Annotated in this window: 22 protein-coding genes, 2 pseudogenes and 1 other annotated feature; of the genes and pseudogenes, 10 read left to right on the top strand and 14 right to left on the bottom strand. The window is 64.3% G+C overall.

The features are described 5' to 3' along the window. Window positions 1-35: 35 nt before the first annotated feature. Entirely contained in the window at window positions 36-1,688 is a 1,653-nt protein-coding gene (locus ABMA10_RS03885; protein WP_431031212.1) for a relaxase/mobilization nuclease domain-containing protein, read from the bottom strand. 35 nt (window positions 1,689-1,723) lie between these two features. Then, a complete protein-coding gene (locus tag ABMA10_RS03880) occupies window positions 1,724-2,107 on the bottom strand; it encodes a plasmid mobilization protein (RefSeq protein ID WP_431030909.1) in 384 nt (127 codons plus the stop codon). Between the two features lie 498 nt (window positions 2,108-2,605). Between ABMA10_RS03880 and ABMA10_RS03875 the strand changes: the two genes are divergently transcribed. Further along, complete coding sequence (locus tag ABMA10_RS03875) at window positions 2,606-3,205, top strand: hypothetical protein (protein WP_431031211.1); 600 nt, start codon at window positions 2,606-2,608, stop codon at window positions 3,203-3,205. A gap of 277 nt (window positions 3,206-3,482) precedes the next feature. Here ABMA10_RS03875 and ABMA10_RS03870 read toward each other — a convergent pair whose 3' ends face one another. The 7 genes from ABMA10_RS03870 to ABMA10_RS03840 form a co-directional block, all read right to left on the bottom strand. Then, the gene (locus tag ABMA10_RS03870; protein WP_431031210.1) at window positions 3,483-3,770 is read right to left on the bottom strand and encodes a hypothetical protein; all 288 of its coding nucleotides are present in this window, start codon (window positions 3,768-3,770) and stop codon (window positions 3,483-3,485) included. Beyond that, window positions 3,767-4,072: a hypothetical protein gene (locus tag ABMA10_RS03865; protein WP_431031209.1), complete on the bottom strand. Its 306-nt coding sequence runs from the start codon at window positions 4,070-4,072 to the stop codon at window positions 3,767-3,769. Before ABMA10_RS03865 ends, ABMA10_RS03870 begins: the two co-directional genes overlap by 4 nt. A 409-nt stretch (window positions 4,073-4,481) precedes the next feature. Further along, a complete protein-coding gene (locus ABMA10_RS03860) occupies window positions 4,482-4,712 on the bottom strand; it encodes a hypothetical protein (RefSeq protein WP_431031208.1) in 231 nt (76 codons plus the stop codon). A 226-nt stretch (window positions 4,713-4,938) separates the two neighbouring features. Further along, entirely contained in the window at window positions 4,939-5,124 is a 186-nt protein-coding gene (locus tag ABMA10_RS03855; protein ID WP_431031207.1) for a hypothetical protein, read from the bottom strand. Further along, on the bottom strand, window positions 5,099-5,557 hold the full coding sequence (locus tag ABMA10_RS03850) for a ParA family protein (protein ID WP_431031206.1): 459 nt from the start codon (window positions 5,555-5,557) through the stop codon (window positions 5,099-5,101). Before ABMA10_RS03850 ends, ABMA10_RS03855 begins: the two co-directional genes overlap by 26 nt. Before the next feature lie 164 nt (window positions 5,558-5,721). Next, on the bottom strand, window positions 5,722-7,275 hold the full coding sequence (locus tag ABMA10_RS03845; protein WP_431030915.1) for a hypothetical protein: 1,554 nt from the start codon (window positions 7,273-7,275) through the stop codon (window positions 5,722-5,724). Window positions 7,276-7,429: 154 nt separating this feature from the next. Next, window positions 7,430-7,870, bottom strand: a complete 441-nt coding sequence (locus ABMA10_RS03840) for a recombinase family protein (RefSeq protein ID WP_431030916.1) — start codon at window positions 7,868-7,870, stop codon at window positions 7,430-7,432. A 176-nt stretch (window positions 7,871-8,046) separates the two neighbouring features. On the opposite strand from ABMA10_RS03840, the gene ABMA10_RS03835 reads away from it, so the two are divergent. Beyond that, a complete protein-coding gene (locus tag ABMA10_RS03835) occupies window positions 8,047-9,087 on the top strand; it encodes a DUF4158 domain-containing protein (protein WP_431031511.1) in 1,041 nt (346 codons plus the stop codon). Window positions 9,088-9,095: 8 nt separating this feature from the next. Here the strand turns inward: ABMA10_RS03835 and ABMA10_RS03830 are convergent. After that, window positions 9,096-10,315, bottom strand: a protein-coding gene (locus tag ABMA10_RS03830; RefSeq protein WP_431030710.1) for an IS3 family transposase whose coding sequence is annotated in 2 segments (ribosomal slippage) — window positions 9,096-10,036 and window positions 10,036-10,315 — 1,221 coding nt in all. Because the reading frame shifts where the segments join, the coding sequence is not laid out codon by codon here. Continuing rightward, window positions 9,924-10,037 (bottom strand) — a sequence feature (AL1L pseudoknot). (Overlaps the previous gene by 114 nt.) 52 nt (window positions 10,316-10,367) lie before the next feature. On the opposite strand from ABMA10_RS03830, the pseudogene ABMA10_RS03825 reads away from it, so the two are divergent. Then, window positions 10,368-10,637, top strand: a pseudogene (locus ABMA10_RS03825) (Tn3 family transposase); the annotation flags it as partial. Window positions 10,638-10,993: 356 nt separating this feature from the next. Here the strand turns inward: ABMA10_RS03825 and ABMA10_RS03820 are convergent. Continuing rightward, window positions 10,994-12,802 carry a putative Ig domain-containing protein gene (locus tag ABMA10_RS03820; protein WP_431030942.1) on the bottom strand — a complete coding sequence of 603 codons (1,809 nt, stop codon included), beginning with the start codon at window positions 12,800-12,802 and terminating at the stop codon, window positions 10,994-10,996. 394 nt (window positions 12,803-13,196) lie between these two features. Between ABMA10_RS03820 and ABMA10_RS03815 the strand changes: the two genes are divergently transcribed. Next, window positions 13,197-13,751 carry a recombinase family protein gene (locus ABMA10_RS03815; RefSeq protein WP_431030943.1) on the top strand — a complete coding sequence of 185 codons (555 nt, stop codon included), beginning with the start codon at window positions 13,197-13,199 and terminating at the stop codon, window positions 13,749-13,751. 7 nt (window positions 13,752-13,758) lie between these two features. Here the strand turns inward: ABMA10_RS03815 and ABMA10_RS03810 are convergent, their stop codons facing one another. Continuing rightward, window positions 13,759-14,523 carry a hypothetical protein gene (locus ABMA10_RS03810; RefSeq protein WP_431030944.1) on the bottom strand — a complete coding sequence of 255 codons (765 nt, stop codon included), beginning with the start codon at window positions 14,521-14,523 and terminating at the stop codon, window positions 13,759-13,761. 337 nt (window positions 14,524-14,860) lie between these two features. Beyond that, window positions 14,861-15,271: a hypothetical protein gene (locus tag ABMA10_RS03805; RefSeq protein ID WP_431030945.1), complete on the bottom strand. Its 411-nt coding sequence runs from the start codon at window positions 15,269-15,271 to the stop codon at window positions 14,861-14,863. A gap of 78 nt (window positions 15,272-15,349) precedes the next feature. Here ABMA10_RS03805 and ABMA10_RS03800 point away from each other — a divergent pair, with 78 nt between their 5' ends. The 4 genes and pseudogenes from ABMA10_RS03800 (at window position 15,350) to ABMA10_RS03785 (ending at window position 19,208) form a co-directional block, all read left to right on the top strand. Further along, the gene (locus ABMA10_RS03800; protein WP_431030946.1) at window positions 15,350-15,613 is read left to right on the top strand and encodes a hypothetical protein; all 264 of its coding nucleotides are present in this window, start codon (window positions 15,350-15,352) and stop codon (window positions 15,611-15,613) included. Between the two features lie 191 nt (window positions 15,614-15,804). Further along, entirely contained in the window at window positions 15,805-16,986 is a 1,182-nt protein-coding gene (locus ABMA10_RS03795) for an ATP-binding protein (RefSeq protein WP_431030947.1), read from the top strand. A 224-nt stretch (window positions 16,987-17,210) separates the two neighbouring features. Beyond that, window positions 17,211-17,708: pseudogene (locus ABMA10_RS03790) on the top strand (DUF4158 domain-containing protein); the annotation flags it as partial. Between the two features lie 183 nt (window positions 17,709-17,891). Beyond that, window positions 17,892-19,208 (top strand): Tn3 family transposase, encoded by a 1,317-nt coding sequence (locus ABMA10_RS03785; RefSeq protein ID WP_431031510.1) that lies wholly within the window; start codon window positions 17,892-17,894, stop codon window positions 19,206-19,208. A gap of 28 nt (window positions 19,209-19,236) precedes the next feature. Here ABMA10_RS03785 and ABMA10_RS03780 read toward each other — a convergent pair. Further along, window positions 19,237-20,504, bottom strand: a protein-coding gene (locus ABMA10_RS03780) for an IS3 family transposase (protein ID WP_431030839.1) whose coding sequence is annotated in 2 segments (ribosomal slippage) — window positions 19,237-20,198 and window positions 20,198-20,504 — 1,269 coding nt in all. Because the reading frame shifts where the segments join, the coding sequence is not laid out codon by codon here. 716 nt (window positions 20,505-21,220) lie between these two features. Here ABMA10_RS03780 and ABMA10_RS03775 point away from each other — a divergent pair. Next, window positions 21,221-22,909 carry a type IV secretory system conjugative DNA transfer family protein gene (locus ABMA10_RS03775; protein WP_431031205.1) on the top strand — a complete coding sequence of 563 codons (1,689 nt, stop codon included), beginning with the start codon at window positions 21,221-21,223 and terminating at the stop codon, window positions 22,907-22,909. After that, complete coding sequence (locus ABMA10_RS03770; RefSeq protein WP_431031204.1) at window positions 22,906-23,637, top strand: hypothetical protein; 732 nt, start codon at window positions 22,906-22,908, stop codon at window positions 23,635-23,637. Before ABMA10_RS03775 ends, ABMA10_RS03770 begins: the two co-directional genes overlap by 4 nt. Window positions 23,638-23,702: the final 65 nt, after the last annotated feature.

Here is a 23,702-nt window from a genome sequence, read left to right as displayed (position 1 = left end):
TATAGGACACCCTATCATTGATGCGATAGGTGTACCTATAGGCCGCGGCGGCGGTCCTTCTTCTCTTCCCTAGCCTTAGCCCCTGTTGCGACGGGGGGCTTCGGCGTGCGTACCGGCTTGTTCTTGTTCACGCCCGCTGCAGCACCGTTCGCCGCTGCTCGGAGCCGCTGCAGCTCGCGCAGCTCCAACTGCTCGGCCGTGAGCGGAACGACCGGCGCGGGAGTGCTCGGCGGCGCGGGTGCTGGCGTCGTCGCGATCTTCGTCGCGGGGGCGGTTGCGACCGCTCCCCCTGCCTGAGCCCAACGGCCCGCGGGCGCGGTCGGGGCGACGGCCGCGAGGTGTGCGTGAACGCTCTGCAGCGCGCCTTCGTGGGTGCGGCGCAACCGTTCGGCCTGGTGCAGCAACCCGGACTCCTGCTGCATCCCGGACACCGCGGAGACAGTGTTCATCATCTGCCGGAGCAACAGTGCTTGGCCGGCCGCGGTGGACGGTCCAACGGCTGCTTGCATCAGCAGCATGCCGGCCCCCTTGGGCGACGGCATCGGTGCGTACTTGCCAACGGGAATGTGCTCGGACACCTGCGCCGAACGGCGCAGCGCCCGCGCAGCATCCGCCAACGGGCCAGGTATTGCCTCGGTGCGGATCGACCACGCCGACAACGCACCCGATGTCTCGCGGGCGACCTGAGCCCATGCAGCCTTGTCCGTGATCGGGAGCGTCCGCAGACGCTCATTGATGCTCACGACGTCGGCCGTCACCGCAGCCCACTGATCGATCCCCGGCGTGACGGTCTCGCGGCCGGGAGCGCTGATCCGCTTGTTCTTCGCCGCAGCGCTCCACTCCGCAGACGCGGCAAGTGCGCTCTCGGCGTTGTCCGGCCAGTCGGCGCGGAGCTTCGGCAACGTGAGATCGCGGGCGAGCCTGCCACCGCCGAACCACACGGGCCGCTCGCCCCGGTTCGTTGGCCGCACGGCGACGCTGAAACCCTCGATGACGTCGGTCGTTCCGGCTGCGAATCGCGGCCGCACGAGCACGCCCGTTCCGCGGAGCCGGCGCACGAACTCGGCCTCGTCGACGGAGGCCGAAGCAGCTGCGCGGACACGGCGCTGCAGCGTCTCCCGGGGCAGCTCAACAAGCCCCCGCTTCTCCGCAATCTGCTTCTCGGCCTGGTGGTACCCGCGCTCAGCGTTGAGCGTGCCGAGCTGCCGATAGCCGAACTTCTCCTCGATCTCGCGCGCAGCCTTCTGCACCCGCGGACGGTCGTTGTAGTCCGACCACTTCGTACCGTCCTCGCGCACGATCGACGCCACGATGTGCACGTGATCGTTGCCGGCCGACGAGAGCCCGTGCCGGACCGCAACCCACCGAAGCGGCGCCTTCCCGGAGGTCTCAGTGAAACCCATCTTGTCCGCGAACTCGGCCGCGATCTCGGCCCACCGTTCGTCAGTCTGAATGCCCTCCTCAGCGCTGAGACTCAGGGAGCAATGGAACACGTGCCCCTTGGGCACGGTGACGTTGAACACGTCGTGCGGGACGTCCATCTCACGGGCAACCCTGACGGCATCCTCCTGGCTGAGCGCGACGCCGGCAGGGTGCGCGAACACCAACGGCGACGACGCCACAATGTGAATGTCCTCGTGCTCGTTCTTCTTGCCCGGACCAGCGAGGTAGTTCATCAAACCGGCCATGCGGTCACCGCGCGACAGCTTTGGAATCATCGCCGCTACACCCGCCGGGCGATCTCGTCGATACGGCCGGACAAGTCGTCCACCGCACGCAGCGTGGCCGCAGTCGTTCCCGGCAACTCCCCCGTAGTGTTCGCGTGCTTCGCGATCTGATTCACGTTGTTGGAGACAGCCCGCAACAGCCCGCGAATCGCCAACAACTCAGCCGCGAGGTTGCGACGATCGGCGGGAGTCTCGCGCCCGTCCGACAACGCCGCCTCGACCAACAGCCGCGGCACGGTCACGTGCGCCGCAGCGGCTCGGGCAACCAACATGCCCTCTTCCTCGGGCGACACCTTCACCCGGTGCGAGTGCTGACGGCCACCCCGAACATTGTCACGGCGCTGCTTGCCGAGCCGACCGGACGTCTCAACGTTCGACACGGGATCACCGCCCTTCTCTTCTGCCAGCGCCGCGCCTCCGACACCTCGGAGCCACACGTCCAGTGTGCCAAATCCCGGCGGACAAGTCGAGGATTTCAAGCAGTTAGGGCACCTAACTGAATAACTGGCTCTGCAAGATGCTCTGAACGTGGTTTTTCGCAGTCTGAGCCCTTCCGTGCAGCAATGCGGCTGAGGACAGGGAGGGTTTGCCGAGAGGCGGCGCGTTTGCGACCTCGGAACGATCCTGGATGCTCGGGTGACGTTCCTCGCCCCGTAGCGCCCCCGGTTCGCGCGTGGATCTCGTCTCATCAGGTGGCTGGGTCAGGCCAGAGGGGCACCCAGCATCCGGCGTTTTGCATCGCCCCGGCGAGTCACCTCGTGCGCCGCGAGGGCTCCGAAATCGAGACCTGAGCGGTTAGCATTGCAGAATGGATATCGAACAGATTGCACAGGCCCGGCAGCGGACCCGGACGTACTGACCGGGCACGTGACGCAAAGGTGCAGACGATCCGCGACCTCGCGTCCGCCGCTCAGGCGGTCGCTGACGCTCGCGCCGCGGTGAGCGAAGCAGAGCGCGAGCACGCGAAATCGTTCCAGGCCGCGGAGCGTGCCGGATGGGACGAAAAGACCGTGCGGAAGCTGAACATCGAGGTGCCAAGCCGTCGATCTGGCGGACGGCCGCGCAAGGCCCAGCCCTCGGCAGAGATGAAGGAAAAACTCATGACGCCGCTGCTGGAAGCAGCTAGCTGGTCCGCATGGTGGGCGCAGCTCGTCGTGCTGCTGCTGGCTATCGGCGTTGTCGGCTCCCAGATCCCGTCCGTGCTGCAGCACGCGGATCGGCCGGTGCTGCGCGCGGCGCTTCGCTCGACCGCGCTGAGCCTCCCGGCCGCGCTCCTCGCGTTGATCATCCTGGCGGGTCCAACGGTGCTCTTCATGCTGTCCATGGGCGCGAGTCAGTCGGAGATCGGCGGCGCACTACTCGCGCGCGGCTGGTGGCTCCTTCCGGTCATGATCGCCGGAGCATTCGGGATCTACGCAGCAATGGCGTCCGCCGCGAAACTGCAACGCAGACTCCGGCCTGCAGCCTCGACCGCGTAGCACGCGAACCAACACGCAAGAGGGCCGCGCTCACCGAGCCGAGCGCCCCCTCTGTGTTGCGGTTGCTACTTCGCGAACGCGTTATCGACGTGAAGGTGGTTGCCAGCTGTCCGGGAACTGCGACAGATTGGCGAGCGTCACCGACGTGCCGGCGTTGGTTCGGCAGTCTGACTGACCAACCCGAGAGCCCTTCGGCATCATCGGGTCGATCAGCCCAATGAGCCGGAGCGAGTCGGAATCCGCCCCGCTGATCGCGGCACCGTTGAGGGAGTAGAAATCAACCTGCGTGCCCTCCCCCATCCACGTTGTGCGAGGACGTGGCACCGGCCCCGAGCGACTGCCCCGTGCACAGCCGGTTGATGTCCGAGACGCCGACCGATGAGAAGTTGTTCAGCGCCACCACCATCACCTGCAGAATGCCCACGTCAATGCCGCAGTCCGGCAAGCTCTGCCCGTTTGCAATGGCCTGGATCTCCGGCAGGTGGTCCGGCTGGTCGCTGCCGACCAAGGTGGTGAACCGGCCCTCGGCGTGCGCGGTCATGATCGCCTGCTGCGCGAGCGTCATCGCATCGGCACTGACGCTGCATCCGCCACCGCAGGTGCCGCTCCCCCACTGAGCGCTGCGACGATCGCCGTAGCCGCGTCAAAATACTCCGTGTAGTGATCTGGGTCTGTATTGTTCTGCACGGCGTGCGCGGCCGCGCTCGGCGTCATCTGCTCCCAACCACCGGCGCCGGCCTGCAAGCGGGTGAAGAACAGGATCGCGCTGGCTGTCGGGTCCATGCGCTGCGCGAGGGTCCCCCATGACGTGCGCTGCTGGAACAGGCCGCGGGAATCGGGGCCGGCCTCGTCGCCGTAGTCGAGCACGCGCAGACCCGACTCACCGAGCCGCGGTCATCACGCCAACGGTTTGCGCCTGGGCGCTCATGCCGAGCGACGCTGCGGCATTCATGATCGCGGCCCGCGTTCCCGACCCTGCGCGGGCGTGTACCCCTCGACCGCCGGCAGCTGCGGAGACGTCGACCACGCGCCGGCACCCGGCAGACATTGACGCTGCCGCCGGCTTCGCTAGCAGCAGCGGCACCCATCAGCAGCCCGCCGATTGCCAGCGCCGGCACCAGCAGGATCGCAAGGACCACCAACAGTCCTGATTTTTGTTCCACGTTCAGCCCCTCACCCCGAGCCCGACCAACCACCGAACCCCTCAAACATCTTAACTTGGATTGCAGTCAAGAATGCATTGTAACTGGGTGCCAGGCGGTTGATCTGGGGAAGGTCAGCTCCCCCAACGGGTGAGCACGGCGGCTTCGATCACCTGGCGCAACGTAATGTCATGCTCTTTCGCTGCAGCTCGGGCGAGCGCTGCGACACTGGCCGCGACGCGCGTGTTCAGGGGCTCCGTGGCCTCCTTCGCCTGCGGGGTGACGGCGACAACCAGCGTGGCATCCGGCGCGGCCGGGGTCGGTGCGGGTGCCGGGGTAGGCCGGCGCGAGGTCGATGGGGTCACGCAGGTTCGGTGCCGGCTGCGGCGCAGTGCGCGGTGGCAGTATGGCCGGCCGCTCGGGGCGCTCGTCGTTCATCGGATCACCTTTCCTGCGATCTCTGCGTATGCGGACATGACAGGCGCTCCCTTGCGGTAGTCGCCGTACCACTCGTGGCTGTAGCGCACCTCGTCGACGATGCTGCGATTGGGCACCAAGGGCTCGAGCAACAGGCCCGTCGCGCGGAACTGATCAATCGAGGTGCGTCGCTGCGCGGCTCATCACGGTTTCCTTGACCGCGCCCACGACGATGCCAAGCTCCTCCGGGTAGGCGTCAGGCGCGCCGATCGCCCGCCTGGCGTCCTTGAACCGCTGGACGCTCTGCTGTGCCCCGAGGAACCCCGAAACGCCGTCAGAGGACGCTGCAGCCGCGTACACGACCGAATCGGAGGCCGTGAGGGCATTCAGGGTGAGGCGGTCCGCCCTGCCGGTTGGGGCAATCGATGACAACCACGTCGGCGTCGAGGCCGTCGAGGGAGGCACGGAGGCGCAGCTCAGAGTGGTCAGCGCGGTCGGCTTCCTGCGAGCTGACACCGCGGCCGCTCGGGATGACGCGCAGCAGCTCATGGAACCCGCTCGGCACAGCCAGAGACTCAGCCCAACCGCGCGGATCTGCGTTACCAAGGATCGCACTGACGTCGAGGCCGGCCTCCTTGGGCTCGACGCCGAGCCACTGAGTCGTGGCAGCTCGGGGATCGAGATCCACGAGCACCACACGTTTGCCCATGAAGGCGGCGCAGTAGGCGACCGAGACGGCAGTGACGGTCTTGGTCACTCCCCCGCTCTCGGAATACACCATGAGAGTTTGCATGCTCTAAACCTAGCACAGCTGCTATCAAGAGTGCTAGCAATCAAGCAAGTGATGTGTAATGCAGACATACATGCAATCTGCTAGCAATAGCGCTTGCTGCCTACCTAGGGAAACTGTGTGTTGTTCTGCTGGCGGATTCGCAAGAGTTTTGAGGAGGAAAATTGCTAGCGAGGATCGCCGCGGTAGCTCTCGATAGTTTCGATGCGTTCGTGGATTTCGGCGTCATTGATGGGGCCTTCAGTATCGTTCCAGGGTGTGCCCGCGAGCCCGACCGTGAGGATTCGTTCGACGTCGAGTGTCTGCGGCGACTCGAACGAGATCGACGTAGCTTCCCAGGCCTCTTCGGGAACCGTTGAGAGTCGTGACGGGTTCCAGTTCCATTCGACGCAATCGCGGATCTCATCTCGGTTGAGGCTCCAGCCGCGGTCAGTGAGGTAGCGGTGGATTGAGAGCACACGATCGTGCAGCTCTCGCACGTCGGCGTCGAAGTCTTTGGGGCGTTTACCGGGACCAAGAAGGTTCTGAGTGATCGCCGCTGAATCGGTCTGCATGCGGTCATCCTTCCACCGGCTCAGCGTCTGGTGCTGGTACTCCTCGGCTTGTTCGGCGCGCATGGCTTCGGTGATGCGCTCGAACTCGGTGGGATCGTCGGCCGCGAGCCGTGCGCGCACGCGCTCGTTCTCCCGCTGGAACTGTTCGCGCTCGACAGCCCGTCTGCGAGCCTGCGCGCCCAGTTCGACGCGCACCGGCCGATCGCCAGGGGCGACCGTGCGCCCGAGCATCCAGGCGAAATAGCGCAAAGGCTCTTTCGCGCTGTGTAAGCGATCGTGGGCGCTTGGGAACTTGTTCTCGACCGCTGTTGCGAGATCCTGCACGGTCCACAGCTGCAGGTCAACACCGGCACGGCGGAGCACTCGTTCCAGATGACCAATGTGCTGGTCCTGGCCAAGTCGGTGCCCGAAGTGAAAATCAAGCTCAGCAAGGTAACGATGGATCGCAAGCGGTCGCACCTCAGGGGCAGACGGCTGAGCAGCTGCCGGAGGTCGCTGCCTCTGTCGTCGCCCGAGCTGCGCAGCAGCTTCCGTGTGCGCGCTTGCGCGCCTTTGTTGTTCTAAGGAGTCGTGAGAGGTTTCGTCAGCGGGGGGGTAAGTGGGTAGGTGGACATTTGTGTCACGTGAGGGAATGTCCTCCACAGGCGGCAGGGTCAGCGCGACGACGCTCGCGGCCCGGGTCTGGCGGTGTCCGTGCGTCTGGAAGGCCTCTGCCTTCTCGTCAGCGCTCAGGATCGACCGGCCGAACGTGAGTGTCGTTGCGAGGCCCAGCGCCTCCAGGATGCGTGTGGCACGCTGTACGGTCCTTGCGCAGATGCCGAGGGTCTTGGCGATGGTGCCGTGGGCGACGTGCACGTTGTGACCGGTGGCCCAGTCGGCATAGTTCCGGTACTCGTCCGCGATTCTCAGCAGCGTGGCGTCAGCCATTGAATACTGGTCTCGCAGCGCCTCGCGGGCGGGGGAGGCCACCAGGTCCATCACGGTGTCGAACCAGTGCGACGAGCCCCGCCAGATCCCGATGGTGTCGTAGATGCCTTCCGGCACGGGCAGCGACCAGCTCTTCGGGCCGTCCTCCGGCACCTCCCGCTCAGGCGCCCGCGCTGAACCGGAGCCCGCGGCTGGCGCACCCTGCGCGTGGGCTGGCGTCCAGGCGGTCAGCTCGGCCACAGTCGGCACTGCCAACCACGCCGACGGCTTTGACCGGCCGGGACCACTCGCGTTCGGCGTCCTCATAAAGGAGGACACGCCGACACGCTCTAGTGATGTGCTTATGCCTGTATCTGGGGTTGGGGTTTGACCAGTACTGGAACGGTGGTTGGCGCTAAGGGGTGAGGTGCCGGTAGATGGTTGCTCGTGAGATGCCGAGCGCTTTGGCGATTTGGGTGGGTGTTTCGCCTCGTTCTCGTCGTGCTTGCGCTGCGGTGAGGGTGTCGGGGTTCATGACCGTGGGGCGGCCTCCGACCCGGCCGTCAGCTCTCGCGGTCGCGAGTCCGGCGAGGGTCCGTTCCCGGATCATGTCGCGCTCGAGTTCGGCGAACGCGGCCATCATCGTGAAGAAGAACTTCCCCTCTCCTGTCGGCTGGTAGGTGCCGGAGAGGGTGCCCGTCAGGATCTGGAGCCCGATCTGCTCGTCGTGGAGGCTGTCGGCGATTGTCAGGACTTCTTTCACGGAGCGGCCGAGGCGATCCAATTTCCATACGACGAGGGTGTCGCCGGGGCGGGTGTGGTCGATCGCGTCTGCAAGTCCGGGGTCGAGGAGCATTGGTGCAGTAATTAGCGCTAACGGTTCTCGGAGGCTTGGGCGATACCGTCGGGACTTATGGGTTCAACTGCGTCTGCTGACGTTTTCTCGGGTGCGCACGGTCGGTTTGATGAGGTGCCGTCGCGGTCTGATTTGGAGCGTTTCTTCGTTCTGGATGAGACGGATCTGTCGTATGTATTGAACGGCGCGGTGGCCACAATCGTCTGGGATTCGCTGTGCAGCTGGCGACGGTCCGATATTTGGGCGCGTTCCTGGCGGACCCGCTTGCGGTGCCGCCGGCTGTTGTCGAGTATCTCGGTCGCCAGTTGGGTATGTCGGACTTCACGGGTCTGGGCCGGTATGTCGAGCGGCCGATGACTGCGTACGAGCACACGTGGGAGATTCGTGAGGCGTACGGTTTCCGCGCCTTCGAGGATTCCGCCGTGAGGGTGGAGTTCGACCGATTTCTCACGGGCCGGGCGTGGACGCACGCGGAGGGCCCGGCGGCGTTGGTGGATCAGGCGGTCGGATGGTTGCGCCGCCATCGGGTGCTGTTGCCGGGCGTGAGCGTGTTGACTCGTTTAGTGGCATCGACCCGGGAGCGCACGGCGGATCGGTTGCACGAGGTCCTCGCTGAGGCGGCCGCGGCAGTGGACCCAGCGCTGCCGGGACGGTTGTGTGGGGCGTTGAGTGTGCCGGAGGGGTCGCGGTTCTCGCGGCTGCAGGAGTGGCAGCGGTCACCGACCCGGGTCTCCGGGCCGGCGTTGGTTTCGGCGTTGGACCGCGCGGCGGATCTGGAAGGGCTGCGGGTGCGGGAGGTGGATTGCTCGGCGGTTCCTGCGAACCGGTTGGCGGCGTTGGCCCGCTACGGGATGGCGTTGAAAGCACCGACGCTGCATGCGCTGGCTGAGCCGCGGCGCACGGCGACGTTGGTGGCGTTGGTTCGGCATCTGGATGCGGTTGCTGTGGACGACGTGTTGGATCTGTTCGTGCTGCTGATGACGACGAAGTTGTTGAATCCGGCGCGGAGGGCGACGAGCGCGGATCGGTTAGCGTGGTTGCCACGGTTGGAGAAAGCGTCGCGGGTTTTGGCGTCAGTCAACGACGAGTTGTTGACCCTGCTCAGTGCTGCCGCGCGGGATGGTGGCAGCCTGGATGTCGCGGGGGTGCGGGCGCGGATCGAGCCGATCGCGTCGCGGGAGCTGATCGCTGGAGCTGTCAAGCCCCGGGTTTGGTAGAGGCTCGGTTAGACCCGTTCCATCACGGTGATGGTGGGCAGTTGCGTGTAGAAGTTGTTCTCGGCTTCGACGGGTGGGATGTGTCCGATCTCGCCGTGGAGTCGGCGGTGGTTGTACCAGTCGATGTATTCCGCGACCGCGATCTCGAGCTCGTCGATCCCCTTCCACGGGCCGAGGTTGCGGATCAGTTCGGCCTTGAATAGAGAGTTCAGCGCCTCGGCCATCGCGTTGTCGTAGCTGTCGCCCTTGGACCCAACCGAGGCGACTGCTTCTGCCTCAGCGAGGCGGTCGGTGTAGCGCACGGCACGATATTGGACTCCGCGATCCGAGTGGTGGACAAGTTGTGACAGGTCCCGGCCGGCACGCTGCCGCGTCCAGATGCCCATCTCGAGAGCATCGAGGGCAAGCTCGGTGTGCATGGTTGTGGAGAGCTGCCAGCCCACGATCCGGCGGGAGAACACGTCCAATACGAACGCGGCATACACCCAGCCGGAGAACGTCCGAATGTAGGTGATGTCCGCAACCCAGAGGCAGTCCGGTGCCGGTGCGGTGAACCGTCGGTCAACGAGGTCCCCCGGACGATCCGTGAATGGCCCAGGGATCGTCGTGCGTGGCCCCTTGGCCCGCGAGATCCCGCGGAGACCCTCCCGACGCATGAGCCGCTCGATCGTGCACCTGGCCACCCGGTGGCCGTCGCGACGCAGCTGCGCATGGACCTTCCGGACGCCATAGACGCCATAGTTCGCTTGGTGCACGGCACGGACCTTCACCACGGTGTCCTCGTCACTGACGGACCGCTGCGAGGGCGGCCGAGACCGCGCGGCATAGTACGTCTGCGGGGCAATCGGCAGTTCCCTGCAGATCGGCTCGACCCCGAACTCTTCCTTGTGTTCATCGATGTAGGCGATCATCTGCTGTGTGGGCGGTCGAGCTCCGCCGCGAAGAAAGCCGACGCGCTCCGCAAAATCGCGTTCGCCCGCCGCAACTCCCTCACCTCACGCTCCACCTCGACCAGGCGAACCGCAGTATCAGTGGACGTCCCCGAACGCAGACCCCCATCGACCTCGGCGCGCTGGACCCAGCCACGCAACGTGTCCGACGGGACACCAAGCTGCCGGCCGATCCTGGTACACACACCACGGCGGCCCCCATCCGCATCACGCGCCTCGAACACAAGGCGCACTGCACGCTCTCTCAATTCCGCCGGGTACTTCCTCAAAGCTGGCATACTCCTCATCCTTTCAGGACGATCAGAGTCTCCATCAAACCAAGGGCAAGACACCCTGCACATGCTGGCCATGATCGACCCGATCGACGACAACCACCTCCGCGCCGTGAACCGGCAAACCACCGTTCAAGAGTCCCGGCACCGCCTCGGCCGGAAGGTGTTCCACGGCAAACGCGGCCAGCTGCACCAGAAGTACCGTGACGGGCAAGAAGACCAACTCGGCGCCCTCGGGCTCATCGTCAACGCGATCACCCTCTGGAATACCCGCTACCTCGACGCCGCCGTCACTGAGCTCACCCGCAAAGCCCAACGCATGTACGACAGCCGCACCTTCACCATGGCCGAGATCGCCGCCACCTGCGGCGTCATCCCAATGACCATCTACCGGCACATCACCACCGAGCCCAATCGCGTCGAACCGACACCGTCGAACCCTTAGCGCTAATTACTGCACCAATCTTCCTCGACGGGCCTTGACCCCAAACTATGGACACGGTGGCATTTCGGTTATGCCGCTTCCGCGAGGGTGGCTTCGTGGGTGTTCGGGGTGATGCTGCCGATCGTGGAGTGGCGTCGGCGTGTGTTGTAGCGAGCCACCCGCCGGAACACGGCCGGGTAGGCGGTGGCCGGGTCCGGGAACGTTTTCCGTTCGGTACTGATGAGCGGCTGCGTGATGCTCTACCCGCGCATGCGGGCACGGTTCAGACGACTCACGCCGATGAATGCCGCGCCGAGGAGAGCGGCGAGTAGCCCACCCGCCCAGGCGATCGAGGGATCCACTCCAGTCTTTGCGAGATCAGCCGTAATACTCGACCCCTGAGTCACGGAAGGACCTGGCGTAGGGACAATCGGCTCGGGCGCGACGGCCGCGTTCAGGACGCTAACGCTGAAGGTTTGTTGGTCACTGCCGGCCATGTTCGTCGCTGCAAGTGTGAACGTGTAGACGCCTGCCTCTTGCGGGGTTCCGGAGAGGATGCCAGTGGCTGGGTCGAGAGCGATGCCCTGAGGAAGGCTTCCGGCAACGACATTGAAGGTAATCGGTTGGGATCCCTCGGCCTCTACGGGTATCGTCTGAGGCTCGCCAACAGTGAGGTCGGGAATGGCGGTTGTCTGGATTGTCGGGGCGATGATGGGGAGCATCGCAGCGAGGCTGAAAGCTCGGGTGCTCGCCCCACCGATTCCAGCTGCGGTAATTGAGAAGAACGACGGAATATCATCAGCCGGGACACCTTCGACAACTCCCGTCTCGGAATTCAGTACGAGCCCCGCCGGCAGCGAGCCAGCGGAGACAGTGAACGTGTAGGGTGCCGAGCCAGTCGTTGCGATTGCAGCCTGGTAGGGGGCGCCAATCGTCGGTTGCGGGAGCGCGGTAGTCGAAATCTCGGCCGCATTGAATGGTATGAGCGCGGCCGGAACGGCCGTGGGGTCGGTAGTGGTCGACGCGCGGTTGGCGGGGAACCACGTTCGGGCCGGGTTCACGCTGAAAGAAAGTGACAGCGGGAATGCCCACGACTCGGGGAAGGGGGTCGAAGACAGCTGGAGGTCGGACGTGGCTTGGAAAAGCACGACTCGCGCGTGCTGCGGTTCCGGCCCGATGGCGTCGGCAACTACGGCCACAGCCACGGTGCTTGTGCTGGCATTGAAGCCGATGGTCCAGGCACGCTCATTCGGGAAGTCAATCGTCCGGCTCAACGTGTCCGTCGCTCCGTCCAGCACCAGAACAGACCCATGGTTTTGCAGGAAGCCTCCATCAACGGTGACGTAGACGGTGTTCGTTTGGGTGTCGATGGCGACTTGCCTCGGGTCTCCACCCGCGACGGGCACTGTCGTCGACACGGCTCCTGACAGAAGGTCAACGACCGCGATCGTCTGGGCGGCTGTCGGGATGTACGCCTTATTCGTGAAGGGGTTGATAGCGACTTTCACAGACGGGGAGTACCAGAAGCCCAGGGGGACGGTACGAGTGACTTCGTTTGAAATGACATCGATCACCGCGATGTAGGAGGGTTGCGTTCGATTAGACTGGTAGAACGCGTAGATCTCGCCGCGACCCTCGTTGACTGCGACAGCGGCGAGGTAGCCGCTTGGGCTCAGAGGGGCTGAGATGGTAGCCTCCACAGCGTTCAACGCACCATCGATGACCGACACAGAGGCATCGGCGTAATTCGCAACGTAGACCTTGTTGTTCGCTTCGTCTACCGTGAGATCGGCGGGTCGCTGGCCTACCGAGATTGTTGCGGTGATCCTTCCAGAAGTCGAATCAATGGCGGACACGGTCCCTGCTGTCCCGAATCCGCCGGACCCCACGTAGATGGTGCCGGTCGAGCTATTCGTAACTGTGGACCATACGTTTTTCGGGACGGATATCGGAGCGATCACCGCGACTTCCGCTACTGCGACGCTGGCGCCCGTGATCGGAGCGATTACGAGTGCCCCGCCAAGAAGGAGAGCTAATATCGATCGTCGTGAAAAGCGAGAATCAAGCATGTTTCTCCTTGGGAGGTAGCCGTCTGGGGCGCGCAACGAAACAAGAGTGGCCCCAGTGGAGCAGTCCACACGGACAGCAGGTTTTTGAGACGGTCCGTCGCTAAGCGGTTGAATTTGTTGCACGAGCACAAATCAAGATTATAACACGAAACTTTTGCCTCGTGAGTATGTCAACCTGATTCAAGTCCACTAGGACGTGTTGCTAATCCCGCTGGTGGCTCGCAGTTCCGCACTCTGGCCGCGACCCAAAAACGGTGAAAAACAAGAAGACACCGTTGCCATGGCGCAGACCCGCGGAAAGACGCGAAACCCATGCTTCTCGAAATTGCTTCTCGAAACAGTATTCTTGCATCGGCCCTCGGGAATGGATTCTGAGAGGCTTGGAGGGCTTGTCATGTTGATCGGTTACGCCCGCGTCTCCACCAGCGACCAGAGCCTCGCGTTGCAGCACGACGCGCTCACAGCCGTGGGGTGCGCGAAGATCTACGACGACACCATCAGCGGCGCCAAAGCCACCCGCCCCGGCCTGGACCGCGCGCTCGACCACCTTCGCGACGGGGACACCCTCGTCGTCTGGAAACTGGACCGCCTCGGCCGCAGCGTGAAGGACCTCATCGCCCTCACCGACCAGCTCGAACACGACGGGATCGGGTTCCAATCCCTCACCGACCAAATCGACACCGCCACCTCCGCCGGGCGGTTCTTCTTCCACGTCATGGCATCCCTCGCCCAAATGGAACGCGAACTCACCGCCGAACGCACCCGCGCCGGCCTCGCCGCCGCACGTGCCGCAGGGAAGAGGCCCGGCCGGAAACGGGTCATGACGGACAGCAAGATCGCCTCGGCGAAACAACTCCTCGCGCAAGGAACCCCCGCCGTTAGCGTCGCTCGCGACCTCGGAGTATCCGTTGCCACCCTCTACAGATGGATCCCCGCCGCCTCGCGCTGAGCGGGGATCAGAACAACCCTGGCCTGGGGGCCTTCGCCATTGCCTTGAGGGCTTGGACGATCGGGTCACCAGCTGCCTTAGTCGCACACTCGTGATCCACCTCGAGTAGATGATCATGCACCAACAGTCGAAGCGTGCTCACCGGCTTCGACAAGACCTCAGAATCACCCGCAACGATGGCCTCGGCGATCTGGCTGGCTTGATCTGCAAACTTCTTTTGGTGCCGACGTTTGATCTCCGCCCCAATCTGCCACCGCATGGAGAAGATCTGCGAGCTGACCAGCCGCCTGACACGCTCGTCGTCCACGTCGGCATCCGCAATCGCGCCCGCGAGCAACTTCTCGATCTTCGCAACGTTGGAGGGCTCAACCCCCGTAGTCGACGCGACTTGCGCGAGGACAGCGGCCGACAAACTGGCAACGGTTTCCTCTACCTCGACTTCGTCAAGGTCCCCGTAGTCATCACTATCTTCTAGATCGTCATCCAAATCGATACCGAACCGAAGGCCGATCAGCGGATCGCCAACCAGCAAGACTGAACGCTCCGTTTCGTCCCCGGCTGGCGCTTCCGCCACAGCGACGAAACGGACAGCACAGGTCTGGACAATGCGTACGACCGCGTCCAGTAGCCCGTTGGAGGATGCAACGTCGAGCCATAGAACTGGGCAAGCCTCACCATCAGACACCTGCGCATCTACGACAGCAACGTTGTGATCTCGGAACCAGTCGAGGACTCGCGAGAACGCAGCCTCGACACCAGCACGATCTTCCATACCCTCACGCTAGAAAGGACCACCGACACTCGCCCCGAAACCACTTACCGTACGCTGAGCTCCGTTTTCTCAAGCGCCCCCTCCAAGTCCGCCCGCGAAGGCGACCCATCAAACCGACCGTACGAACTATCTGCAGCAGAACCCGAATCCATGAACCCCGACAGTAACCAGCAACACTCGAAAACCCTTAGCGCCAACTACGACACCAACCCTCCTCGACCCCCGAATTGACGTTGGCCGACCGTTGAGGATCAATGCCCGGTGCCCTGGGCAGAGATGAGTATCAGCATGCGGCCGCGTCAACCTCCTGTGACGGCCCGGCCGCTTGAGAGTGGCCTTAGTCCGCTAAAGAAATTGTGAGGCGATGAGGGTCGGAGACGATCAGATACGGGTGACCGTCAGGGCGGTTCTTGGGTACGTTCAGCCACCCCCAGACCATGAACAACGCACCAGCGAGTTCGTCGAGATCGCCGATGTGTTCTACGAGTTCCTGCGTGACGAGCAGGTTCGGCTCGCCCTTGGCCGTGAAGAGCCACGCACCGCCCCGTTCGCCGGTGTCTGGGCGAGCGAACATGATGCTGCCCCAGTACAGGTGGCGCCGTTTTCTGTGCTTCTGCGCGACATCGGCCAATTCGACGCAGTAGTCGCGGACGGTCGTCTCCGTGCCATTCTCCAACCGAAGACGATACTCACTCCGCGCGAATTCCGGGTCACGATCCAGCGCCCGCAACAGACTCTTCATCTGCATGGTTCCAGTCGTGCGGCGCGCGCCGTCCACACCTACATACTGTCGCGCCCGCCCCGCGTGCTCTGCACCATCAGGGTCATGCTCGACCTGTTCTCCCGTGCGAGCGCGCGCTCTGTCGGCAACGAGTCGAACGACACCGTCCTCAGCTTCACGACGAGCGGCCTCAAGGAGTTTCGCCGTTTCAGGGTCATCACCACCCGATGTTGCGAAGCCACAGCCGGGCACATGACGAGCACCGAAATAGTAAGACGTACCGCTGCGGCGCTTCTTCGCGAAGTACGCCGATTTGCCGCACCCCTCGCACTCAAGATCCGATCGGTACTCGGCGAGCGTCCCGGGTGAGAGCTGTGCGAACGCTGCCGCCCGAAACGTCCTACCGGTTGGGCGATGCTTCGCAATATCCATACTCGAATCTAGCCACATCCATCTGCAGACCGTTGCCGTGGGTTACGACCGTCGAGACCGATGCGCTACCTATCACGCAATATCCTCATCTATCAACAGTGAAAGATAGTCCGTGATAGGTTCTGATCATGGACTTCGACGTGAACCCCTTCCGCCCAGGTGCGGGACGCGTTCCTCCCGAGCTCGCGGGTCGCTCCGGCCTTATCTCAGAGTTCTCCCAACTCCTCTACCAAGCTCGAGAGACCGGTGAGGGACAGCGGCCCTGGATCCTGTCTGGGCTCCGCGGAGTGGGAAAGACTGCGCTCCTGAACCAGCTCGGGCGGGAGGCAGTCCAGCTGAAATTGGTCTTCATCAAGGTCGAGGCGACGCGAACGACGTCTCTCTCGGTGAGCTTGTCGAAAGAGCTCCACCTGGCGCTACGTCGGCTCATGTCTGCATCTGATCGTGCGCGAGAGCTCTGGACGCGCGCGGCCGGCGCTTTGAAGTCCTTTCAGCTTCGGTTCGACCCGGACGGCACCTACGCGCTCGGCCTCACTGTCGAGGCAGCCCGCGGAGTCGCGGACAGCGGAGACCTGGCTGTTGACGTGCAAGAGCTGTTCGAGCAGATTGGCGAAGCGGCACGCGATACCAACACGGTCCTCGTCATCGCCGTGGACGAGCTTCAAGAGGCGCCCATTAATGACCTCACCGGTCTGAACGTTGCGCTCCACGCCCTCGGCCAGGCGCCGAATCCCGTTCCCGTGATGTTCATAGGAGCAGGTCTCCCGTCGCTGCCTGCTGTACTCGCGGACGCCACCAGCTATGCCGAACGGCTCTATGACTACCGCCAACTCGGTCTCCTTGATGAGACGGCGACTGCGTCTGCTCTCGAGGTCCCGACCCGGGTGCACGGTGTCATGTGGGACGAGGATGCCCTGGCCGCCGCAGTGCGAGCTACCGGTGGGTACCCGTATTTCATCCAAGCGCTCGGCAGTCATGTCTGGTTGGCGCGTACCAGTGACCAGATCAACGCCGACGACGTCGCACTTGGCAGCGCACTGGCCCAGAACGAAGTCGACCAAGGCCTCTATCAGTCACGATGGGAGCGAGCCACGCCGCAACAGCGAGCATTCATGGAAGCCATGAGTGCCGACAACGACTCCCCCTCAGCCCTCACCGCCATCGCAACGCGCGTCGGAAAGAAGCGAAGCGGCATTTCGGTGACCCGAGATCTCCTCATTCGCAGCGGACACATCTACGCTCCCGACCGAGGCTACGTCGCCTTTACCGTGCCGGGTATGGCCAGCTTCATTCGCCGACAGAGGCGCTGACGATGGCGGGGCCTGTGCACTGGTCTACGCGACAGGCATGTCGGAGCGCGCTGGCTGCATGAGCGCGCAGGCAGCAGCGGCCCTTTCGCACGATGTCTATGAGGCAGATGCTGTTGCCCGGCGCGAAGCGGACGAACGCCGCTGGGAGGGCCGGGGTCGAGGAGGATTGGTGTCGTAGTTGGCGCTAAGGGTTTTTCGAGTGTTGCTGGGTACTGTCGGACTTCATGGATTCGGGTTCTGCTACGGACGGTTCGTACGGTCGGTTTGATGGGTCGCCTTCGCGGTCGGATTTGGAGAGGTTCTTCTTCCTAGACGAGACCGATCCGTCACATATTCGGGTGCGGCGGGGTGACCACAATCGGCTCGGGTTTGCGGTCCAATTGACGACCGTGCGGTATCTCGGCGTGTTCTTGGTGGAACCGCAGAATGTACCCACCGTGGTGGTGGAGCACCTCCGTGAGCAGCTGGGATTGAGCGCGGCTGTAGATCTTGACCAATACGTGATGCGACCGAAGACTGCGTATGAGCATTCGTGGGAGATCAGGGACGCGTACGGGTTCCGTGTGTTCGAGAGCCCGGCGGTCGGTGAGGAATTTCGGCGGTTCCTGGACGGTCGGGCATGGACGCATGCGGAACGGCCCGCGGCGTCGCGCGATCAGGCGATCGGGTGGTTGCGCCGCCACCGAGTACTGCTCCCAGGGTTGGGGTTGTTGACTCGTTTGGTTGGCGCGGCGAGGGAGCGTGCATCGGAGCGCTTGTGCGCGGTTCTCGCGGAAGCGGCGACGGCGGTGGATCCTATACTCCCGGCGCGGTTGCGGGATTCGTTGCGGGTGCCGGCTGGATTTCGATTTTCACAGTTGCAGGAGTGGCAGAGGTCTCCGACTCGGGTGTCGGGGCCGGCGTTAGTGGCGGCACTGGATCGCGCGGCGGATCTGGAGGCGTTACGGGTGCGGGAGGTGGACTGTACGGCGGTGCCCGCGAACCGATTGGCGGCGCTGGCGCGGTACGGGATGGCTTCTAAAGCGCCGACCTTGAATGAGCTCGCCGAGCCGCGGCGGACGGCGACGTTGGTGGCGTTGGCAAGGTACTTGGACGCGGTAGCGGTGGACGATGTGCTGGATCTGTTCGCGGTGCTGATGACGACGAAGTTGCTGAGCCCGGCCCAGAAGGCGACCAGCGCGGATCGGCTGTCGTGGCTACCGAGGTTGGAGAAGGCATCCCGGGTGCTGGCGTCGGTCAATAGCGAGCTCCTGACCTTTCTCGGCGCTGCCGCAGAGGAAGGTGGCGGCCTGGATGTTGCGGCGGTGTGGGCGCGGATCGAGTCGATCGCGTCGCGTGAGCTGATCGCGGGCGCGGTGGCCACGGTGGTAGAGCTCGTCCCCGACGACGACAACCAGAATGCGGCGTTCCGGGTGGCGCTGTCGGAACGGTACCGGACGGTACGGCCGTTCGTGCAGCTGCTGTGCGAGTCGTCGTCGCTGGCCGCGTCGCCAGCGGGCGGGCCGGTGCTGGCGGCAGTGCGTGCGGTGCCGGCACTGTTGGCCCGGCGGGTGGGCATGAAGCCGTTGGCCGCGGCGGAGATCCACGAGGGCATCGTTCCGTCTGTCTGGCGCCGCGCGGTGTTCGACCCGGACACAGGTGACGTGGATCGGGATGCGTACGTGGTCTGCGTGCTCGAACAGCTGCACAAGGCGCTTCGGGTCCGGGACGTGTTTGCGACCTGCTCACACCGGTGGGCTGATCCGCGGGCACGGCTCCTCGTCGGCCCAGCGTGGGAGAGCGTCCGCCCAGAGATCCTGAACGGGCTCGGACTGGATGTACCAGTGGACGCTCATCTGAGCGGAATGGTGTCACTGCTGGACGCGACCTGGCTGCAGGCCGCGGCGCGGCTTGAGGAGGCCGGTGAGGATGCCCGGGTGAAGATCGTCCCGGCAGCTGATGGGCGGGCCCGGCTGTCAGTGGAGCGACTGGAAGCGTTGGAAATACCCGACAGCCTGACTTGGCTGAAGGCAACGACTGCGAGCATGCTGCCCGCGATCGATCTGCCGGAGCTGCTCCTGGAAGTCCACGCGTGGACCGGGTTCCTGGATGCGTACGTGCACGTCTCCGGGGCTGATACGCGGCTGAGTGATCTGGCGGTCACGGTCGCGGCACTGCTGATCGCAGACGGCTGCAATGTCGGGCTCACCCCCGTGACGAACCCTGCGGTGGAAGCGTTGTGAAGCGCCCTGGGTCTGATGGAGACTCGCGCTATTTGATTCCCGCCAGCTGGTCGACGGCGGTTTGGCCAGCATAGAAGGCCTGCTCGAACTCGGTGGGTGGGACGTCGCCGAGGTAGCCGTGCAGGCGCTGCGTGTTGTGCCAGTGCACCCATCCGAGCGTCGCGAGCTCGAGGTCCTCGACTGTTCGCCAGGGTCCGGGGCGTGCGGGCCCGCGGACGAGTTCCGTCTTGTAGTAGCCGTTCACCGTCTCGGCCAGGGCATTGTCGTAGCTGTCGCCGACGGTTCCGATCGATGGTGTTGCACCGATCTCGGCGAGACGTTCCCCGTAGCGAATCGACGTAAATTGAGACCCTGCGTCGCTGTGGCAGCGGAGATCGGCGTGGTGAGCGCCGCGCCCCCACCTCGCCATCTCGATCGCATCGAGGACCATCTCCGTACGCATGTGCGACGCGCACCGCCACCCCACGACCATCCGGCTGAACGCGTCGATGATGAAACAGACGTAGGCAACGCCCGCCCACGTCGGCACGAACGTCAGATCCGTCACCCAGAGCCGGTTCGGGGCTGTTGCGGTGAACTCTCGTTTCACCAAATCCGGATACCTCGCCGAGGCCGGGTCGGTCCTGGTCGTCTTCACTCGCTTCGACCTCGTCGCTCCCTCGATGCCCGCAGCACGCATCAGCCGGCCCGTCTGATCTCGCCCGATACTGAGCCCCGCGCGGAGGGCGCTCTTCCAGAGCTTGCGGACACCATAAACGCGATAGTTGTCTTCCCAGAGCGTGACAAGCTCGGGCGTGAGGGCAGCATCGCTGAGTGATCGCGCCGACGGAGCGCGGTCTTTCGCGGCGTAATACGTGCTCGGAGCCACCTGCAAGAGTGCGCAGATGGGCTCGACTCCGAGCGGGCGACCTTCGACGACGTCGTTCTTGTTCGCGTCGATGAACGCGACTACTTCCGGTGTTGGCGGTCGAGCTCCGCCCCGAAGAAAGACGCTGCCCGCTTCAGAATCTCGTTCGCCCGCCGCAACTCGCGGTTCTCCTGCTCAAGCTCCCGCAGCACCCGACGCGCCTCCGCCGTGCTCACACCCGCGACGTGCCCGTCGTCGACGTCGGCCTGCTTCACCCAGGTCCGCACCGACTCGATCCCGTAACCGAGCTGCGTCGCGACGCGCTGCACCGTCCCGTGCTCGGTCCCCAGCTCTGCCCGCAGCGTCCGCACCATCCGGACCGCGGCGGCCTTTTCTTCCGGTGAATACCGACGCGCCGTCGGCTTCCCAGATCCCTGATTCGACACCATGACTCCATCCTCGTTTCCAAGGTCAGGAGTCTCCAACAAACTCAGGGCGCTTCAGGCCGTACCAAAGCTCATGCCACCAGTAGTCGTTGCCTCCGACGATCCGAACCTTCTCGGATACCGCCAACGCCGGAACTCGTTCGCACTCTCGCGCAAAATCCAGCAACCCAGCCAGCCCATGCACATCCGGCCCGTATTCATACTCGGTTCTGGGTCTGCCATCGTTCTGGGTCGTCGGAGCATGGCTGATCGGGTTAGGGCCCGGAAGCCCCAGGGCTTTGCGAATGTGCGCACGGCTGCCGTCGTCTGTCTGGCCCAGTTCACGAGGCTTACGCGACCCGGAACAGCTCTGGCTTTTGTGCATGTCCCCACGTTTGAGGACGAACGCGGCACTCACAGGAATCGGAGGACCACCATGCGTATCAACTCGCGTGGACATGATGCGATGCGTTTTGAATCTCAACGGGCATGTCGGGCACTTCCACGGACCGTCCCTCTCCTGAGGACCGACATCGTTGGCGTCCCAAAGATCGCCTGTCGCCATGCGAATCGCGAAGCGGTGCCCAGCCATGCGCATCATTCCCCCACATCGCCGTTTCACCCGACGATAGCCGATGGGTCGGACAGCGCCTTTTTCACCGCACCACGAGTACGGCTCAAATGCCGCACCATCGCAGACAATACCCGCCCGGCTTCGGCCGGTCAGATAGGAGAATCGCATGACGGCGGTACGACAGCTCAGCGGGGTCCTCATCGCCTGGGTGGCGATCGCGTTGCTGCTCGTGTTCGGGATCCCCACCGCCGTGCACCTGGGTGCGGTGTTCACCCCGACGACGGTTGCCTCCTACCCGTGGTCGACGCCCGAGCTCGTCACGATGCTGATCCGCGGGGAACCGTGGCCGTCGTCGACGGTGACGTGCATGTTCGTAATCGTCATCGCACTGATCCTGCTGCTGGTACTGCTGGATGCCGGCGGGTTGAGTATCCGACAAACCGGGCGCGCGTCGATCCTGCAGCTGCGATACACGATCTGGCGGAAGTCGCAGCCGGAACGACAACCGTTGACGGCACTACACGCGGAACCGCTCGGCCGGGTGGGGTGGTTCGGGTTCTTCGGGATGCGCTGGTTCACCGACCTGCTCGAGGACAGCCGGGTCGTCATCGCCCCGTCCGGGTCGGGGAAGACGATGCGCCTGGTCGTGCAACTGATCTTCCGTGCGAGGGGTGCGCTGGTGACGTCATCAACCAAGCTCGACGTGCTGCAGCTGACCGCGTGGATCCGGCACCTGCGGTTCCCGAACTCATTGGTCGCGGCCTTCGACCCGGAAAACCTGGTGCCGTGGTTCGGGCGGCGGCTCGGTATGGCCCGGGTGAAGTGGGACATCGTTGCCGGGTGTGAGGACGGGGAGATGGCGATGAAACGTGCCGCAGCGCTCGTCGCCGCCCGCCCCGCCGGCGGGGCCACGTCCACGAACTCCGACTTCTTCCGAGACGCCGTGACGAACGTGTTGCAGTGCATGCTGCACGCGGCTGCGGTGAAGGGGTTGAACATGCGGGATGTGATGCGGTGGGTGAACAACTTCGAGGACAGCACCCCGTATGACATCCTCCTCGACACCCCTGGTGCCATCCATCATTGGGAGCCGTTGCTGCGGAAGTACTGCCACGGCAAAGCAGACGAGACGGTGTCGTCGATGGATATGTCGGCGTCCAATATCCTCAAGGCGTTCTCGCTTGAGAGCATCCTCGATGCCGTCTGCCCTACCCCCGGTGACCGGGTGGTCGATGTGCGCACCTTTGCACGCAGCACCGACACCCTGTATCTGATCTGCAAGGGCGAGACGTCCCTGGCAGCAACCGTGTTCACCGCGTTGGTGGAGTCGTTGTATGCGACCGCGTCGAACGACGCCACAGTGAACGGGTCGATCAATCCGCCGCTCGAGCTCGTGCTCGATGAGGCCGCGAACGTGTGCCCGATCCCGTCGCTGCCGGCCGTCATGTCCACCGGGCGCGGTGAGGGCATCATCGCGTCAATCGTGCTGCAGGGCCTGACCCAGTTCGTCGACCGGTACGGGAAGTCCGTCGCCTCGACGATCGCCGATAACGCGGCTGAGTTGATGGTCCTCGGGGGCCTGCGCAACACGGAGCACCTGAGAGACCTCTCCGAGCTCGTCGGCATTCTCGAGACCGGTGGCGGCCGGGCCGCGCAGGTCATGTCACCAGACAAGATCCGCACCCTGCGCGACGGGAAAGCGTTGCTGTTTTACCGCAACCTCCGCGCAACGATCATCACCCTGCCCGCCTGGTGGCGCAGCACCCACAAAGCCGATTACGAAGCGGCGTTGCGTTGGGCTCAGGGCGAACAACACGCCTACACCGACAGCCTCAGAGAGAAGACGACCGTATGAGCTACGACGCCGACGACGCCCCCGAAGACCCCTACGGCAGCGCCCCGCCAGAGGGAGACCAGGACGGCGAGCATGCGCGGGTGGGTCCCGCCACGGGTGCCGTCGACGATGGCGTTGCAGGTGCGGATCCGTGGGCGGACTCGGATGATCCGCTGGCACCGATCATGGGCCTCCTGGCCGGCATGCAAGAAGCCATCGACGGGCAGCAACAGCAGATCGATGAGCTGAACGACATGCTCACCGCGATCCCTGACGGCCCGTGGGCGTGGCACATGCTGAACCGGCAGGAACGGGAGAAGCTGTGGAAGAAGCTCTACGACTGGGTGGCATGGTTGGAGGACCGCTACCTGCGCTACCTGTCCTCCCGCGTCGTCGTATTCGCCGCCGACTGGTACCGACACCCGGTAGCGGTCGAGCTCCTCACGGCGCTGATGGTCGCCCACACCAGCGCGTACCGGCGGAAAACATCAGCACCCTCGTTCGTGCTCGTTGAATGGCATGAACGTTGCCTGTGGCCGACGTTGCAACGGTTGAGCATGCTCGGGATCACGTCCGAGATAGCAGCCGCGAACTGGGACGGGCCCGAACAACGCCCCACCCGCCGCGACGACGACCGCTTCGCGGCGTTCCTCCGCACCGACCTGACGCCAACATCCGCCGTACGCGTCGACCAGCAGGAACCGGTCGAGCGGGCGCCGCAAGATGTGGTGGTGGCGGAGAGCCGCTGAGCCCGACTCGAACATGCCAGTGCCCTCTTCCCGGAGACGGGGAGACGGCACTGGCATGTTCGGGC

Origin of the sequence: Plantibacter sp. RU18 (genome assembly GCF_050613355.1) — a bacterium.
GTDB lineage: Bacteria > Actinomycetota > Actinomycetes > Actinomycetales > Microbacteriaceae > Plantibacter.
The sequence above is the reverse complement of the archived record's forward strand: the minus strand, read 5'-3'. Positions and strand labels throughout refer to the sequence as shown.